The organism is Micromonospora sp. NBRC 101691, assembly GCF_030269285.1.
GTDB classification, from domain to species: Bacteria; Actinomycetota; Actinomycetes; order Mycobacteriales; family Micromonosporaceae; genus Micromonospora; species Micromonospora echinospora.
Genome location: NZ_BSTB01000012.1, coordinates 75,609 through 93,390, shown reverse-complemented (window position 1 = coordinate 93,390; position 17,782 = coordinate 75,609). Strand labels below are relative to the sequence as shown.

At 75.7% G+C, this 17,782-nt stretch carries 6 protein-coding genes; 1 reads left to right on the top strand and 5 read right to left on the bottom strand.

What is annotated here, in order from left to right; genetic code table 11:
• Position 1: 1 nt before the first annotated feature.
• Genes QSK20_RS19230 through QSK20_RS19210 form a run of 5 tightly spaced genes read right to left on the bottom strand, consistent with a single transcriptional unit; the run spans position 2 to position 15,187 of the window.
• Positions 2–4,606, bottom strand: a complete 4,605-nt coding sequence (locus QSK20_RS19230) for a non-ribosomal peptide synthetase (RefSeq protein WP_285789973.1) — start codon at positions 4,604–4,606, stop codon at positions 2–4.
• Entirely contained in the window at positions 4,603–8,037 is a 3,435-nt protein-coding gene (locus tag QSK20_RS19225; protein ID WP_285789972.1) for a non-ribosomal peptide synthetase, read from the bottom strand. Before QSK20_RS19225 ends, QSK20_RS19230 begins: the two co-directional genes overlap by 4 nt.
• Positions 8,038–8,065: 28 nt before the next feature.
• Positions 8,066–11,242, bottom strand: coding sequence for a non-ribosomal peptide synthetase (locus QSK20_RS19220; RefSeq protein WP_285789971.1), 3,177 nt, complete (start codon positions 11,240–11,242; stop codon positions 8,066–8,068).
• Positions 11,239–14,493, bottom strand: a complete 3,255-nt coding sequence (locus QSK20_RS19215; RefSeq protein WP_285789970.1) for a condensation domain-containing protein — start codon at positions 14,491–14,493, stop codon at positions 11,239–11,241. Before QSK20_RS19215 ends, QSK20_RS19220 begins: the two co-directional genes overlap by 4 nt.
• Entirely contained in the window at positions 14,483–15,187 is a 705-nt protein-coding gene (locus tag QSK20_RS19210; protein ID WP_285789969.1) for a DUF6875 domain-containing protein, read from the bottom strand. Before QSK20_RS19210 ends, QSK20_RS19215 begins: the two co-directional genes overlap by 11 nt.
• Positions 15,188–15,557: 370 nt before the next feature.
• On the opposite strand from QSK20_RS19210, the gene QSK20_RS19205 reads away from it, so the two are divergent.
• Positions 15,558–17,774, top strand: coding sequence for an HAD-IIIC family phosphatase (locus tag QSK20_RS19205; protein WP_285789968.1), 2,217 nt, complete (start codon positions 15,558–15,560; stop codon positions 17,772–17,774).
• Positions 17,775–17,782 lie beyond the last annotated feature (8 nt).

The following is a 17,782-nucleotide window of genomic DNA, read 5'->3' as shown; positions in this document are numbered from 1 at the left end:
GTCACGCGCTACCGGTCACCTCCCCGCCCAGACGCAGGGCGCTCAGGTAGCGCCGCAGCAGGGTCGCCGCGGGCGGCGGGGTGGGAACCCCGGCCGCGTCGGTCGCCCGTTCGGTGTGGGCGCAGTCGAAGTACGGATGCTCGCGGGGCCCGTCCTCCTCGGCCAGCGTCGGCACGAACGGCCCGAGGGCGACCGAGGGGCCGGCACGCAGCACACCGGCCCGCCAGTCCCGGTACGGCAGCAGCCGGGCCGGGATGCCGAGCCCGCCCAGCACCTCGGCCATCTGCGGGTAGGACAGCCCCGGCCGGAAGTAGTGCCGGTCGGCGGCGAGCGCGTCGGGGCGCCGCGACAGCCGGCCGATGGCGGCGGCCACCACGTCGACAGGTGCCATGTCCTCGACGTGCTGCAGTGCCGGTACCGCGCCGGTCTCGGCGAAGGTACGCAGCAGGCGGCTGAAGTAGTCGTCGGCGTTGCCGGTGCCGGTGCGGCTGTCGCCGGTCACCCGGGCCGGCCGGTGCACCGACACCGGCAGGCCGCGTTCCCGGGCGGTCCGCACCAACCGGTCGGCGACCCACTTGCTCTCGTTGTAGCCGCCGTGCAGGCCCTCGGGCTCGTCCGGCGGCAGCGCCTCGGTGACGGTCCGCGAGGCGTACGCCGGGCACAGGTAGACGCCGAGCGTCGACACGTGGTGCACCGCCTTGGGCCGGCCGCGCGACGCCAGCCGGAGCACCTCGACGGTCCCGGACACGTTGGCCGGCCGCAGCCGCTCGTACGGCTGGACGAAGTGGACGCTGCCCCCGTTGTGCAGCACCACGTCGACCCGGTCGGCGAGCGCGTCGAACGCCCGCTGGCCGAGTCCCAGTCGAGGCTCGGCGAGATCACCGACGACCGGCACGATCCGGGCCGGGTACCCCGGCCGCCAGCGCCCGTACCGGCGCAGGTTCTCCTCGATCCGGGCCGTCGCCGTGCCCTCCGAGCCGGCCCGGACCAGGCAGTACACCTCGGCGGTGGTGTGCCGCAGGACGTCGTCGAGCAGGTACGCGCCGAGGAAGCCGGTCGCTCCGGTCAGCAGCACCCCGGCCGGGTCGGCCACCGGCACGTACGTCCCGGGCGGTGCCACGTCGTCGGGGGGTACGGCCTCGGCGCGCAGGTCCGGCCCGCGACGGGCGCTGACGGCAGCGGCGGGCACCGGATCGGGCGCAGCGGCGTCGGACAGGGCGGCGTCGACGAGCGCGGCGAAGGCGGCCAGCGTGGGGGCGTCGAACAGCGAACGCAGCGGCAGCCGGGTGCCGAAGTGCCGGTTGACCTCGCTGAGCACCGGCGCGGCCAGCAGTGAATGGCCGCCCAGGTCGAAGAACCCGTCGTTGACGCCGACCCGCTCGCGGTCCAGCGCCCGGGACCAGATCCGCGCCACCGCGACCTCGGTCGCCGTGGCGGGGGCGGTGAAGGGGCGCTGCTCGTCCGGGGTGTCGGCGGGCAGCCGATCCGGGTCGACCTTGCCGTGCGCGGTCAGCGGCAGTTCCGCAAGCGCCACGACGGTGGCCGGCACCAGGTACTCGGGCAGCCGGGAGCGGAGGTGGGCGCGCAGCTCGTCGGCGGTCGGCGCCACCTGACGGGGCACGACGAACGCGGCGAGCCGCTGTCCCCGGGCCACCACCACCGACCGGGCGACGCCGGGGTGCCCGTCGAGCACCGCTTCGATCTCGGCCGGCTCGATGCGGTGCCCCCGGATCTTCAGTTGCCGGTCGACCCGGCCGAGGAACTCCAGCTGCCCGTCCGGGCCGACCCGGGCCAGGTCTCCGGTGCGGTAGAGCCGGGCTCCGGGCGTCGCCGAGAACGGGTCGGGCACGAACGCGGCGGCGGTCAGGTCCGGGCGACCGAGGTAGCCACGGGCCAGGCAGTCGTCGCCGAGGTAGAGCTCACCGGCGGCGCCGTACGGCACCGGCCGCATCCACCGGTCCAGCACGTACGCCCGCACGTGCGGCAGCGGCCGGCCGATCGGCAGGTGCCCGCCGGCCCCGTACCCGTCGGCGGGGGCGTCGCCGGAGTCCGGCCCGGCGGCGTCGGTGGCGGTGGCGGACTCGGCCTCGTCGGCGGGCGCGGACCGGAACACGGTCGCGCAGACCGTCGCCTCGGTCGGGCCGTAGTGGTTGTAGAAGGCGGTCCGGCCACCGGTCAGCCGGTGCCAGGCGGCGAGCTTGTCGGCGGACACCCGCTCACCACCGACCATCATCACGGTCAGCGGCAGGTCGGCGGGGAGCCGGTGGCCGTCGAGGTCGTCGACCCAGCGCTGCCAGAGGGCCGCCGGTGCGTCCACGGCGGTGATGCCCTCGACCCGGCAGAGGTCGACCAGCGCCGGTCCGGTCAGGGCGGCCGGGTCGGGGTGCACCACCAGCGCCGCGCCGCTGATCAGGGCGGGGAACACGTCGCCGACCGACGCGTCGAAGGTCAGCGGCGGGATCATCAGGATCCGCTGCCCGGGGCCGAAACCGTGCCGGTCACGGAAGGAGGTGGCCAGGGCGGTCAGCGTCCGGTGGGTCACCATGACGCCCTTGGGTCGGCCGGTCGAGCCGGAGGTGTAGACGACGTACGCGAGCTGGTCCGGCCGGCGGGCCCGCGACACGGTGGCGTCGGCCGGGGTCGGGTCGGCGGTGTCGACGACGGTGACCGGTGAGGTCGGGACGGCGGTGTCGGCCGGGTCGGCGACGTCGACGACGGTGACCGGTAGGCCGGCGAGCAGGTCGCGCCCGGTCGCGTCGGTGACCAGGATCGTCGCGCCCGCGTCGGCGAGCAGCGCGCCGACCCGGTCGACCGGGTGGCCGGGGTCGAGCGGCAGGTAGGCGCCGCCGGCCCGGATGACGGCCAGCAGCGCGACGATCCCGTCCGGGCCGGCCCGCAGGGCCATCCCGACCGGCGCCTCGCGGCCGACGCCGGCCGTGCGCAGTCGCCGGGCCAGCCGGTCGACCCGCCGGTCGAGGTCGCCGTAGGTCAGCACCTGCCCGTCGGCGAGGACGGCGGGCGCCCGTGGTGTCCGGGCGGCCTGCGCCGCCACCAGGTCGTCGACGTAGCCGGGGGCATCGACGCGGCCGGGGTCGTCGACCCCGGCGGAGGCCACGCCGGTCACCGGCCGCAGGCCGGCGTGCAACCGGGCCCGGTCGGCGGGGGTGTGCAGGGCGAGGTCGCGAAGCGGCAGCTCCGGGGTGTACGCCAGCGCGGCCACCGCCAGCTCCAGGTGTGCCACCAGCCGTGCGGCGGTCGCCGGGTCGAACAGCTCGGCGTCGTAGTCCAGCTGGCCGGTGAGCTGTCCGGCGTGCTCGACCACCACCAGGGTCAGGTCGAACCGGGCCGTCCCGCGGTCGGGTCCGGCCGCCGTCACGGTCAGCCCGCCGGTCGCGTCCGGCGGGCCGGCCGTCGGGTCGGGGCCGGAGTCGGTGCCGTTGAGCACGAACATCACCTGGAACAGCGGCTGCCGGTTGGCTCCCCGGGCCGGCCGGACCAGTTCGGTGACCCGCTCGAGCGGTACGTCCCGGTGCCCGAGCCCACCGAGGCTGGTCCGCCGGACCCGGCGCAGCACGTCGCGCAGGCTCGGATCGCCGCTCAGGTCGGTGCGCAGCGCCAGGGTGTTGACGAACATGCCGACCATCGACTCGAGTTCGGGCAGCGACCTGGTGCTCGCCGGTACGCCGACGACCACGTCCTCCTGGCCACTGTGCCGGGCCAGCAGGATCGTGAACGCGGCCAGCAGCACGGTGAACGTGGTGCAGTCCTCGCGGCGGCGCAGCTCCTCGATCGCCGAGGTCAGTCGACCGGAGAGCCGGAACGGCCGGGTGCCGGCCGGGGACCGGGGCAGCGCCGGTCGGGGCCGGTCGGTGGGCAGGTCGAGCTGACCCGGCGCGTCGGCCAGATGGTCGCGCCAGTACGCCTCCTGCGCCGCCAGTGCCGCCGGATCGCGCTCGCCGAGCCAGCGTACGTAGTCGGCGTACTGCACCGGCGGCGGCTCGGACGCCGGCTGCCGGCCGGCGACGAGTGTGGCGTACCCGCTGATCAGCTCGGCGAACAGCAGCCGGGCCGAGACGTCGTCGCAGACGATGTGGTGGAAGGCGAGCAGCAGGACGTGGTCGTCGGCGGCGAGCCGGACCAGGGTGGCCCGGACCAGCGGCGCCCGGCCGAGGTCGAAGGGACGGGTCAGCTCGTACCGGGCCAGCCGTTCCAGCCGGGTCTGCCGGGTCGCGGCGGGCGTCTCCGCCAGGTCGACCAGGGGCAGCGGCACGGCCATCCCGGGATCGTCGGCCGGCAGGATCACCTGCACCGGGTGGCCGGCCCGCTCGGCGAACGACGTCCGCAACGGTTCGTGCCGGCGTACGAGCAGTCGCAGCGCGGCGGCGAGGGCGGTCGTGTCGAGCGCGCCGGTGAGGCGGTGGGCGCCACCCATCACGTACGCCGAGTCGCCGACCCCGAGCCGGTCGAGGAACCAGATCCGCTGCTGGGCGGGGGAGAGCGGCAGGTCACCGGCGCGGTCGCCGGGTCGGATCGTCTGCGTGCCGGTGACCTCGATGCCGCGCCGGGCCAGCAGGACGGCGAGAAGCTGGTCGGCCGAGGCGCTCACCGGGCACCCTCCTGGGCCAGCATCGTCTCGACCGCCTCGGGCGACATCGACGCGATCTGCGCCCGCAGTTCGGCCACCGCGGCGACCTGCCCGGGTACCGGTTCCAGTGCGGTCAGCGCGGCGGCCAGCCCGGCGACCGTGGGCGCCTCGAACAGCGCCCGGGTCGGCGCCTCCAGCTGGAAGTACGCCCGGATGCGGGCCAGCACCCGTTCGGCGAGCAGCGAGTGCCCACCGAGGGCGAAGAAGTCGGCGTCCACCCCGATCGGGCGTACGTCGAGCACCTCCTCCCAGATCCCGACGATCGCCTCCTCGACCGGGTCCCGGGGCGCGACGTACGCGGTGGCGTCGGTCGCGCCCCAGTCCGGTGCCGGCAACGCCTGCCGGTTCACCTTGCCGTTCGGGGTGAGTGGCAGCGCGTCGAGCACCACAAGGGTCGCCGGCACCATGTAGCCGGGCAGCCGCCGGGCCAGCCCGGGTTGGATCGCCGCCCAGAGTCCGGCGGGGTCGGTGCCGGGCTCCGTGCCGACCACGTAGGCGACGAGTCGGGCGTCGCCGTCGCCGGCACCGTGCCAGGCGGTGACGGCGGCGTCCCGGACCTGCTCCTCGGCCCGCAGTGCTTCCTCGATCTCACCGAGTTCGACCCGGAAGCCGCGTACCTTGACCTGCTGGTCGCCCCGGCCGAGGAACTCCAGCCGCCCGTCCGGCAGGTAGCGGGCCAGGTCGCCGGTGGCGTAGAGCCGGCTGCCCGGGGTGTCGCCGAACGGGTCGGGCACGAACCGCTGCGCGGTCAGTGCGGGTCGCCGGTGGTAGCCCCGGGCCAGCCCGAGCCCGCCGATGTGGACCTCGCCGGCGACGCCGACCGGTACCGGCTGACCCCGGCCGTCGAGCAGCAGGATCCGGGTGTTGTCGATCGGCGGTCCGATCGCCACCGGCCCGTCGCCGGGGTCGACGGTGCCGGCCGCCGACCACACCGTCGTCTCGGTCGGGCCGTAGACGTTCCAGAGCCGCCCCCCGGCCAGCTCCCGCACCAGGTCGCGGGAGAACGCCTCACCGCCGCAGAGCCGGTGCCGGATCCCGGCCGGTACGCCACCGGCGGAGAGCAGCAGCCGCCAGGTCGCCGGGGTGGCCTGGAGCACTGTCGCCCGGTCCGCCTCGGCCCGCCCGCGCAGCGCCGTACCGTCGGCGACCTCGGCGGCGGTGGCGACCAGCACCCGGGCCCCGCAGATCAGCGGCAGCAGCAGCTCCAGCACGGAGATGTCGAACGACAGGGTGGTGACCGCGAGCAGCCGGTCGGCGTCGGTGAGCCCGAGCGAGCGGCGGAACGACAGCAGCAGGTTGGCGACCGCGCCGTGGGTGACCTCGACCCCCTTGGGTCGCCCCGTCGAGCCGGAGGTGTAGATGACGTACGCGAGCTGACCGGCGTGCGGTGGCCGGACCGGTGGCGGCGCCCCGGGGTCGCCGGCCGCCGGGGCGGGTGCCCGCAGCCGCTGCCGCTCGTCGTCCAGGCACACCACGTCCGGACCGGCGCAGAGCTGCGGCAGCCGGTTCCGCACCGACCGCTGCGTCACCAGCACCGTGACGCCCGCGTCGTCGACCATCAGCCGCAGCCGATCCGGGGGGAACGCCGGGTCCAGCGGCACGTACGCCCCGCCGGCCCGCCACACACCGAGCACCGCGACCAGCATCGACACCGACCGGTCCAGGCAGATCCCGACAGGTGTCTCCGGCCGGACCCCGCGCCCGCGCAGCAGCGCGGCGAGCCGGTCGGCGCGGGCGGCCAGCTCCCGGTACGTCAGCCGGTCGGCGTCGTCACTGACCGCGATCGCGTCCGGCGTGGTCGCGCAGGCGCGCGCGAACAGTTCGGGGAAACTCCCGGCCGGCGGCGTGGCGGTCGGCCCCTGCCAGTCGACCAGGGCCCGGTGCCGCTCGTCCGGGGTGAGCAGTGCCACGTCGCCGAGGCGCTGTCCGGGCGCGGCGACCACCGCGGTCAGCAACTGCCGGAAGTGCCCGGCGAACCGGCCGATGTCGGCGTCGTCGAAGACCTCGGTGCGGTACGAGAACGTCAGCTCCAGTCCGCCGTCGGCCTGCGGCACCCCGACCAGGGTCAGGTCGAAGAGCATGTCGTCGAGCTGGCTGTCCCACCAGCTCACCGACAGCCCCGGCCAGGCCGACGGGCCGCCCTCGGTGAAGTTGTGCAGGATCACCGCGCTCTGGAAGAACGGGTGCCGGTCGGCGTCGCGGCGCGGCGCGACCTCCTGCACGACCAGGTCGAACGGCACGTTCTGGTGGGCGAAGCCGTCGATGACGGTGCGCCGTACCCGGCCGGCCGCCTCGGCGAAGGTCAGGTCCGGATCGAGGTCGGTGCGCAGCGCGATCGGGTTGGCGAAGTAGCCGATCAGGGGCTCCAGCTCCACGTGGGTGCGGGCGGCCACCAGGGTGCCGACGGTGACGTCGCGCTGCCCGGTGTAGCGGGCCAGCAGTGCCGTGAACGCGGTGAGCAGGGTGACGAACGGGGTGGTGCCCCGGGTGCCGCCGGCCGCCGCCCGTAGCCCCTCGACGAGGTCCGGGCCGATCCGCAGGTGCCGCTTGGCGCCACCGGCGCGGGCCGGGCCGGCGTGCCGGCGGGCGATCGGCAGGTGCGCGTCGGCCCGGGGTGCCGCCAGGTGGCTGCGCCAGTACGCCAGGCCCGACTCCAGCGCGCCGTCGGCGATGCCCCGGTGCTGCCATTCGGCGTAGTCGGCGTACTGCACGGGCAGGTCGGGCAGCGGCGGTGCCCCGGTGCCACCGGCGAGGCGCCACGCGTAGAGCGCGGCGAGTTCCCGCAGCGCGTTGCCGATCGACCAGCCGTCGATGGCGATGTGGTGGCTGGTCGCCAGCAGCACGTGCTCGTCGTCGGCGAGCCGGAACAGCGACGCCCGCAGCACCGGACCAGCGGCCAGGTCGAACGGCACCGCGAACGCCTCGCGGGCGAGGTCCCGGGCCCGGTCCTCGCGGTCGGCCGCCGGCAGGTGCCGCAGGTCGACCTCGGTCACCGGCACCTCGCCGGTCGGCCGGAGGACCTGTCGGGGCTCGCCGTCGACGCCGACGTAGCCGGTGCGCAGGATCTCGTGCCGGGCGACCAGGTCGGCCAGGGCGGCGCGGAGCGCGCCGACGTCGAGCGCGCCGGTGAGCCGTTGGGACATGGCGACGTGGAACGACGGGTCGGCCGGGTCGAACTGGGTGGCCAGCCACATCCGTTGCTGGCCGGAGGAGCACGCGAAGCGCTGCTCGCCGCCGGTGCGCGGCACCCGGGGGACGGCCGGCGCGGCGGTGGGCGCCAGGCCGAGCTGGGCCAGCCGCCGGGCCAGCAGTTCCTGGTGCTGCGGTGACAGGGCGGCCACGCCGCCGTGGCCGGGCCGGTCCGCGCCCGCCGGGCTGGTGGTGGTCGGCATGGGACGGACTCCTCGAAGATCGTCGTGGTCAGTCATCGGCGCCGCCCGCTCCCGCGCTCGCCGGGTCGCCGACGCCGGCACCGCCGACGACGGCGGCGAGGACGCCGGCGATCGTCGGGGTGTCGAAGAAGACGTGCAGCGGCAGGTCGATGCCGAGCTGGCGGCGCATCCGGGCGGCGATCTGGGTGACGCTCAGCGAGTGGCCGCCCAGGTCGTCGAAGAGGTCGTCGTGCGGGCCGAACCGGTCGACCCGCAGCACCTGTCGCCAGATCCCGACGATGCCGGCGACGATGTCGTCCGCCCCGTCGGCGTCGGTGGTGGTGACATCGTCGGCGGTGGCGGTGGCGGAGTCCGGGGCGGGCAGCGCGGACCGGTCGAGCTTGCCGTTCGGCGTGGTCGGCAGCACGGCCAGCGGCACCACCAGCTCCGGCACCATCCACCCGGGCAGCGTCGCCCGCAGGTGGCGCCGGAGGTCGGCGGCGGAGGGCTGCCGGCCGGTCCGGAACTCGACGTAGGCGACCAGGCGCGGCCCCGTGCCGTCGTCGCGCAGCTCGACCGCGCAGCGGCGGACGTCCGGGTGCCCGTCCAGCGCCGCCTCGATCTCGCCGGGCTCGACCCGGTGCCCCCGGATCTTCACCTGCCGGTCGAGCCGCCCGAGGCACTCCAGCTGGCCGTCCGGCCCGAGCCGCCCCTGGTCGCCGGTGCGGTAGAGACGCGAGCCGGGTGGGCCGTACGGGTCGGGCAGGAAGCTGCGCGCGGTCAGCGCGGGGCGGTCGAGGTAACCGCGAGCCACCCCGGGTCCGCCGATGTGGATCTCGCCCGGTACGCCGACCGGCACCGGCCGCCCCCGGGAGTCCAGGAGGTGGATGCGGGTGCCGGGCAGCGGCCGGCCGATGGTGACCGCGTCGACCGGCTCGGGCAGGTCCGCCGCGCTGGCCCAGACGGTGGCCTCGGTCGGGCCGTAGAGGTTCCACAGTCGGCGCACCCGGGGCCGCAGGTCACCGGCCAGGGCGAGCGGCAGTGGTTCCGCGCCGCAGAGACCGACCACGGTACGGTCGGCGAAGCCGGCGTCGAGCAGCAGCCGCCACGTCGACGGGGTGGCGTGCACGTGGCTGACCCGGTGCCGGCGGACCAGCCCGAGCAGGGCGGAGCCGTCGCGGGTGTCGTCCTCGGCGGCGAGCACGACCCGGCCGCCGGTGACCAGGGGCAGGAACAGCTCCGGTACGGACATGTCGAACGACACCGACGCCAGCGCCAGCCAGCCGTGGGTCGGGCCGCTGTCGAGAGTGGCACCCAGGGCGTCCAGCAGGTACCGCAGGGACCGGTGGGTGACCTCGACGCCCTTCGGCCGGCCGGTGGAGCCGGAGGTGTGCACCACGTACGCCACGTCGTCCGGTGCCGGCCCGGCCGGCACCGGTTCCCGGGCCGGCGGGCCCGACTCCGTGGCGACCGGGCCGGTGGTGCCTGACCCCCCGGTGGCCGGGTCGTCGACGGAGAGCATCCTCGGGCGGTGGGTGGACGCCTCGTCCGGGGTGCCGGCCTCGACCAGCAGCACCGCGGGGGTGGTGTCGTCGAGCACGAACGCCCGTCGGGCCGGTGGATGGTCCACGTCGAGCGGCACGTACGCGGCCCCGGTGCGCAGCACCGCCAGCAGGCCGACCAGCAGGGCCGGCGACCGGCGCAGCCGGACCGCCACCCGCACCCCGGGTCGGGCACCGGCGGCCCGTAGCCGGTCGGCGAGGGTGGCGGCGGCCCGGTCCAACTCGGCGTACGTCGTCACCCGGTCACCGGCTACGACGGCCGGCGCGTCCGGCGTGGCGGCAGCCCACGCGCTGACCAGCTCCGGGACCGTACCGGCCGGTGGCGGCGCTGCGACGCCGACCGGTGACGCCCAGCCGGTCCGCACCAGCCGACGTTCCTCCTCGCCGAGCAGCGCCAGCGCGCCGACCGGCGTGCCCGGTTCGGCGGTCGCCGCGCCCAGCAGCGTGACCAGGTGCCCGGCGATCCGGCCGACGCTGTCGCTGTCGATCGTGTCGACGCCGTACTGCAGGCGCACCGTGGTGCGGTCCGGACCGTCGACCACCTGCACGTGCAGGTCGTTGCGGGCGGCGTGGTGGAAGCCGGCCCAGTCGACCTCGGCGCGCAGCCCGGCGAAGACCGGCTCGGGCCCGGTGCGACGTCGGTAGCTGACCGACACCGGCGCCAGCGCGGCCCGGGGGCGCAGCCCCGACACGGCCCGGGCCAGCGGCACCGCCCGGACCGGGTACGTGGCCCGCAACTCGGCGCGGGTGGCGGCGGCCAGGGCGGCGAAGGGACGGTCCGGATCCGGGCGCACGGCCACCGGCAGTTCGTTGACGAACAGCCCGACGGTGTCGCGGGTCGCCCCGGTGCGCGTACCGAGGTCCACCGCCACCGTCGGAGTGCTGTTGCCGTAGCGGCACAGCAGGGCGTACACGGCGGCGAGCAGCACCTCGAACCGGGTGTGTCCACTGGCGTCGGCGTACCGGGCCAGGGCCAGCCGGTGCGGTTCGGGCAGGTCGAACCCGAACACCTCGCCGGCCCGTACGCCGTCCTGGGGCCGGCGCAGTCCGGGCAGCACCACCGGATCGGGCTCCCGCCACCGGGTGGCCCAGAAGGCCCGGGCGGCCGTCACGCCGGCGGCGATCCGGGCCTCGTCCTCGGCGACGTGCGCGGCGTACGGCACCGGTGCCCCGCCGGGCGGGGCGCTCCCGGCGACCCGGGCGCCGTACTGCGCACCCAGGTCGCGCAGCAGCAGGTCCTTGGAGCCGCCGTCGAAGACCAGGTGGTGGGCGACGATCAGCAGCAGGTGCTCGGTCGGTGCCACGGTGAACAGGGTGAACCTGACCAGTGGGCCGTGTCGGGGGTCGAACGGGAGCAGCGTCTCGGCGCGGACGGCGGCGGGCAGTTCCCCGGGGGTCACCGACCGTCGGGTCAGCCGGGGTGGCGGGGCGGCGACCAGCGACAGTTCCCCGTCGGTGTCGTCGAAGGCGTACCCGAGGGCCGGATGCCGGGCGACGACGGCGGCACAGGCGTCGGCCAGCGCGGCGACGTCGAGTGCGCCGAGCAGGCGTACCGGCAGTGGCATGTGGTAGGCGGACCGGGCGTGGCCGATCCGCTCGGTGAACCACAGGCCGTGCTGGGCGGTCGAGGCCGGCCCGAGCCGGGGCGACTCCACCGTGGTCACACTGCCTCCGTTTCGGGCACCGGGTGGCCGGCACCGGGACGCTGCGGGGTTCGGGTCGCCCGGTCCGGGTCGACCAGCTCGGAGATCGGGGCGCCGGCGCCGTCGGGCAGCGCGTGCAGCAGGTGCAGCAGGGCGTCGGCGAGCCGGCGCGGGGTGGTCGGGTCGAAGGCGTAGGAGTTCCAGAGCAGCCAGCCGCTCAGCGATCCGTCCGGCTGTTCCACCATGGCCAGTTCCGGTACGCCGAGATCGGGCCGGCCGTCCGGGGTGGGCCAGTCGGCGTCCAGTGCCCGGGGCAACGGGAAGCCCTCGGAGATCAGGCCGGGGAAGTGCGGGTCGCCGCCCCAGCTCTCGAACCGGAGCCAGGCGGCGGCCGGGAAGCGGGCGTAGAACTCGGCGAACGGGTAGTACTGGTGGTCCACCGCGTCGAGTGCGGTGCCGCGTACCCGGTCGAGCAGGTCGGTGAAGGGCGGATCGCCGCCGGTGTCGATCCGCAGCGGCAGCGACTGCACCAGGCAGCCGACCAGCGCCTCGAACTCCGGCCGGCTGCGCCCCGGGACCGGGGACATGACGACGAGGTCACGCGCCCCGCTCCAGCCGCTGAGGACGGCCGCCCAGGCCGCCGCGACCAGCATGAACGTGCTCGCGCCCCACTGCGTCGCGAGGGCGCGCAGCCGGCCGGCCGGCGCCGGGTCGATCCGGAACTCCCGCGAGTCGCTGCGCAGCCGTACCGCGTGCCGACGGCCGGGAAACGGCTCGACGACGGTCGGTGCTCCGGCCAGCCGGTCCCGCCAGTAGCGGCGGGTCCGGGGCCACTGGGCCCGGGTCCAGCGCACCGCCTCGGAATGCGACACCGGCAGCGCCGGCAGGGTGGCCGGCCGGTGGGTACGCAGCGCCGAGTAGACCAGGCCGAGTTCGCGCAGCAGCACCCCCATCGACCAGCCGTCGAAGACCAGGTGGTGCACGGCGAGCCCGAGGACGTGGTCGTCCACGCCGAGCCGGACCACGATCGCCCGGACCAGTGGCCCGTGCGCCAGCCCGAACCGCAGCTCCCGGTCGGCGCGGACCAGGTCGGCGGCCTCCCGGGCCTCGGTCGCGGTGCTGACTGTCACCGCCGGCGGGCAGTCCGGCAGCAGGTACGCCCGGGGCGAGCCGTCGACGAGCCGGAAGACCGTCCGCAGCGCCTCGTGCCGGGCCACCAGGACGCCGAGCGCCGCGCGGAGCAGGGCCGGGTCGAACCGGTCGGTGATCCGGATCGCGACGCTGATCGGCCCCGGGTCGCGGGGCTCGTCGGTGGCGTACATCCAGGCCAGGAAGTTCTCCTGCTGGGCGGTGAGGGCCACCGTCACGTCGTGGGCGTCCGTCCCGACGCCGCCGTCCGGTCCGACCGCAGTGGTCGCCGGCTCCGGTGTCGCCACGGTCACGGCTGCGGTCGGGGCGGCCGTGGCCGTGGCACTGGCGGTGGAGACGGACGTGGCGGAGGCGGTGGAGGCGGGGCGGGCGGCGCTGGCGAGCCAGTCGGCCTGGGCGGCCAGCACCGGACGGTCGAAGACCACCGAGGCGGGCACGTCCACGCCGAACTCGGCGGCGGCCAGCGTGGCGATCTGGGCGGCCCGGAGCGAGTCCCCGCCGAGGGCGAAGAAGTCGTCGTGCCGGCCGACCGCCGGTCCGCCGAGCACCCGGTTCCAGAGCGCGGCGAGCCGGATCTCGGCCGTTGTCGCCGGCGGGCCGGCCACGGTGTCCGGCTGGTCGGTGAAGAGCTCGCGCAGCGCGGCCCGGACCACCTTCCCGCCGTCGTTGCGGGGCAGCGCGTCGACCAGGACCAGGCGCAGCGGGCGCTCGTACGGGGCGAGCCGGTCGGTCAGGTGGGCCCGCAGCGCGTCGAGCGGGACCGGTCGGCGGGGCACCACGGCAGCCGCCACCATCGCACCGAGCGTGGCGTGCGGCAGACCGACCACGGCGGCGTCGGCGACGTCCGGGTGGTCGAACAGGACCGACTCGACGTGCAGGGTGGAGACCTTGAAGGCGCCGGTCTTGACGGTGTCCCCCTCCCGGTCCACCAGGTGCAGGTAGCCGTCGGCGTCGAGGTGGCCGAGGTCGCCCATCCGTACCCAGCCGTCCCGGAAGACCGTGGCGCTGGCGGCCGGGTCGCCGAAGTACGTGCGGGACTCGGTCTCCGCCCGTAGCCACACCTCACCGGTCACGCCCGGCGGCAGCGGCGCCCCGTCCGCGTCGGTGATCCTCAGCTGGGCGCCGGCGGCCGGTCGGCCGAGCGCGGTGGGCCGGTCCGGGTCGTAGACCACCGTGGTGTGCGCCGGGGCGGCCTCCGTCGACGTGTAGTTGTTGACCACCGTGGCCCCGGGCAGCGCGGCCGTGAGATCGCGGGCGACGGCCGGCGGCAGCGCCGCGCCGGTCGAGGCGACCAGCAGCACGTCGCCGAGGTCGTGTCGCCGGTGTGCCCCGGCGCGTAGCAGCTCGATCGCCATCGAGGGCACCACGAAGACCGTGCCGGCCCGGTGTCGGGCGATCAGCGCGGCGAACTCCTCGGCGTCGAAGCGGGCGGCGACGACGGCGGCCGGGCGGGCGGCAAGCGACTGCAGCAGCATGGTCTGGGCGGCGTTGGTGCCGATCGGGAAGGCGTGCACGAAGTGGCGGGAGTGGGCCAGTGCCCGGCGGCGTGGTCGCGGTGCCGTGCCGAAGGTCAGGTTCGCATGGCTGGCGGCCACCCCTCTGGGGGCGCCGGTGGTGCCCGAGGTGTGCACGATCTGGGCGAGGTCGCCGGGGCGCACCTCGACGTCGACCGGGCCACGCGCGCCGCCGCGCCCGAGGTCACCGGCCGCCGCCGTCCACCACGTGCCGGCCGGCGTCCGGCCGGTGGTGGACGCGGGTCCGGTGCCGGGCGGCGGCCCGGCCCGGCCGTGCAGCACCCCGGTCGCGCCGCACCTGGCGAGCAGGTCGGCCGCCACGGGTCCGGTCCGGTCCGAGATCGGTACGGCGACCGCGCCGGCCGTGGTGACCGCCGCGTAGGCGACCGCGTAGTCGAGCCAGTCCGCCCCGCCGAAGACCAGCCCGATCCGGTCGCCCCGGCGTACGCCCCGGCTCCGCAGGTCGTGCGCGCCCGCCTCGGCCCCGGCCCGCCACTGCCCGAAGGTCAGCGTGCCGACCCCGGCGAGGATCATCGCGGCCTGGTCCGGATCGTCGTCGGCCCGCGCGGCGAGCAGCTGCGGCACCGTCGTCGGGGGGTCAGTGCGCACCGGCACCGCCGACGGGTTCCGGTGCCAGCCCGAGCTGGTCGACGGTGCGGCGCACCGTCTCGCGCAGGTGCGGCGGGATCTGGTCGGCGAAGCGGGCGAGGTAGGCCCGGACGTGGTCCGGGTCGTCGCGCAGGAAGGGGAAGTCCGTCGGCACCATGTGTCGGATCGCCAGCAGCGGTACCGGGCAGCGCAGCGCGGCGAAGTCCGGATTCCACAGCCCGCCCTTGGCCGGCGGGCCGGCGTGGAACTCGCCGAGCATCAGACCGTGCCCGACGAAGCGTGCCTTGAGCCGCTCCTGGGTGAGGTCGACGACCTCGGGCACGTCGGCGGCGGCCAGGTCCGGGAAGACGATCAGGATCGTGGTGAACTGGGCGGCACCGCCACGGTGCCGGCTGAGGTCGAGCAGCCAGTCCCGGTGGTGGATCAGCAGTCGGTCCAGCTCGTCCGCCGGGTGTGTCCGGCCCGGCGCCACGGTGAGATAGAACGCGTTGCGGTCCAGCGACCCCTGGGCGTACGGGCAGACGTTGCCGGTCCGGCCGAGTTCGGGGTGCGGGCGGCACAGGTAGTCGCGGGCCCAGTCGAGGACCGCGCGCAGCGGCCGGACGTGTGCGCGTACCGGCGGGGCCAGCGGGTCCTGGTGCAGGTCCGCGACCTCGATCAGGGTGTGGCGGGCGTGCGCCGGGTGGGTCAGCATCTGGGCCCCTCGTCTGCGTACGCGCCCTGGGTGGTCCGGTAGCCGCCGACGGGCGACACTGTCCGTGCGCGCTGACGGTCACGCTAGTGAGCGGCACGATAATAAGTAAGTAGTCCTTACAGTTAAGTGGACTGTCCTAACAGTCAGGGTCGGGGTCGGGTGATCCCCCGAGATCGACTTCATCCGGCCGGGCCGGGCGCGGCAATGTCCACTGTGTGGCGACGGCGCGCGACGAAAGACCGTCGACCGCCACCGGACCAACCCGACAGGGCAACTGTTAAGAGTATTGACAGTGCGCTCGGGGCGTTTCTACGGTGGATCCGCACCAACACGAAGATCGACTTACCGCGACGTGGGGTACGGGGCAGCGATGGCAAACCACAGCGCCGACTATCCGGTGGTGGTCACCGCCACCTTCGTCGCGGATCCGCTCGCCCCCACCTTCGGCTACTGGACCGCCGAGCTGGGCCTGCCGCACGACCTGTTCGTCGCACCGTACGGTCAGGTGCTGCAACACCTGCTCGATCCGCACGGCCCGCTGGTGCGGACCGGCCCCGGGGCCAATGTCGTGCTGGTCCGGCCGCAGGACTGGGCCCGCGACCAGCCGGCCGCACCGGCACCGCCCCCGGCCACCGACACCCCGCCGCGCCCCGACCCGACGCACTCCGGGCACCCCCGGGCGACACTCGGCGCCGACGGACGGGCAGCAATCCGACGCGCCGCCGACGAGCTGGTCGAGGCGGTCGCCGACACCGCGGGCCAGCGGAGCGCGCCGTTGCTGGTGGTGCTCTGCCCGGCCAGCCCCGCGCTGCTGGCCGACCCGGCCGACGGCGGGTTCCTCACCGCCGTCGAGGAGCGGATCGCCGCAGAGCTGCGCCGGATCCCCGGTGTGGGCGTGCTGACCACAGCCGACACCGTCGAGGCGTACGACCTGCCGCACCACGCCGACGACTACGCCGACGAGCTGGCTCGGGTGCCGTACACCCCGGCCGGCTTCGCGGTGCTCGGCACCGCCGTCGTCCGCCGGTTGCACGCGCTGCGCACGCCTCGCCCGAAGGTGATAGTGGTCGACGCCGACAACACCCTCTGGGACGGCGTGGTCGGCGAGGACGGGGTGGACGGCCTCCGGATCGGCCCGCACCGCCAGGAGCTGCACCGGCTGCTGGTGCGGCAGCAGGAGGCCGGCGCCCTGCTCTGCCTGAGCAGCAAGAACAGCGAGGCCGAGGTACGCGAGGTCTTCCGTCGCCGTCCCGAGCTGGGGCTGGAGCTGAGCCAGCTCACCGCCCTGCGGGCGGACTGGCGGCCCAAGCACGAGACGCTGCGCGAGCTGGCCGCCGAACTCGACCTCGGGCTGGACAGCTTCCTCTTCCTCGACGACAGCCCGGCCGAGTGCGCCGAGCTGCGCGCGGCCTGTCCCGAGGTGCTGGTGCTCAACCTGCCGGCCGGGGCCGCCCCGGCACTGTCCTACCTGCGCCACGTCTGGGCGCTGGACCGACCGGTGGTCACCGGCGAGGACCGGCGGCGTACCGAGCTGTACCAGCGGGAGAGCCGCCGTCGCGAGCTGCGGGCCAGCTCCGCCGGGCTGGCCGAGTTCGTCGCCGGGCTGCGGTTGGAGGTGCGCCTGACCCCGGCGACGTCCGGGCAGGCCGACCGGCTCGCCCAGCTCACGCAGCGCACCAACCAGTTCAACACCAGCACGGTACGGCGCACCGCCGCCGACTTCGCCACCGCCGACGAGCTGCGCTGGGCGGTCGACGTCTCCGACCGGTTCGGCGCGTACGGCCTGGTCGGCCTGGTGTCGCTGGCCGTCGACGGCACCGCCCTGCGGGTCGACGACCTGCTGCTGAGCTGTCGGGTGCTGGGCCGTGGCGTGGAGCACCAGGTGTTCGCCGCGATCGGTGCGGCGGCCCTGGAGCGGGGGCTCGACACGGTCGAGGTCCCGGTCCGCCGGACCGCGCGCAACCAGCCGGCCCGGGATTTCGTGACCCGGGTGGCCGGCCCACCCGATCCGGCCACGGGCGTACACCGGATGGGTGCGGCCGACGCCGCGGCGGTCCGGTACACCCCGGAGCAGCCGGTGCCGGCCGGCCCACCCCCGACGAACGTGCCGGCCGAGCCGGCCGCACCGGACCGGGCGGTGGATGCGGCGGGGCACGCCGACCGGCTGGACCGGATCGCCCGTGAGCTGGCCACCGGCGCGGCACTGCACCGGGCGATCCTCCCCCCGCCCCCCGATGCCGGACCGACCGCCGGGCCGACCGACGCGCGGACGCCCACCGAGCTGGCCGTTGCCCGGCTCTGGGCCGAGGTGCTGGGCGTGGCACCGGTCTCGGTCTGGGACAGCTTCTTCGCCCTCGGCGGCCAGTCGTTGCAGGTGGTCCAGTTCATGGCCCGGGTACGCGCCGGCTACGGCGTCGAGCTGCCGGTGGACCTGCTGTTCACCACGGGCTTCACCGTCGCCCAGGCCGCGCACGCGATCGACGACGTCCGTCCCGGGTCCGGCGCCGACATCGACCTGCTGATCGCGCAGGTGGAGGCGCTCTCCGACGACGAGGTCGCGGCGCTGCTCGCCGCCGAGGAGGCATAGCCCGGCGC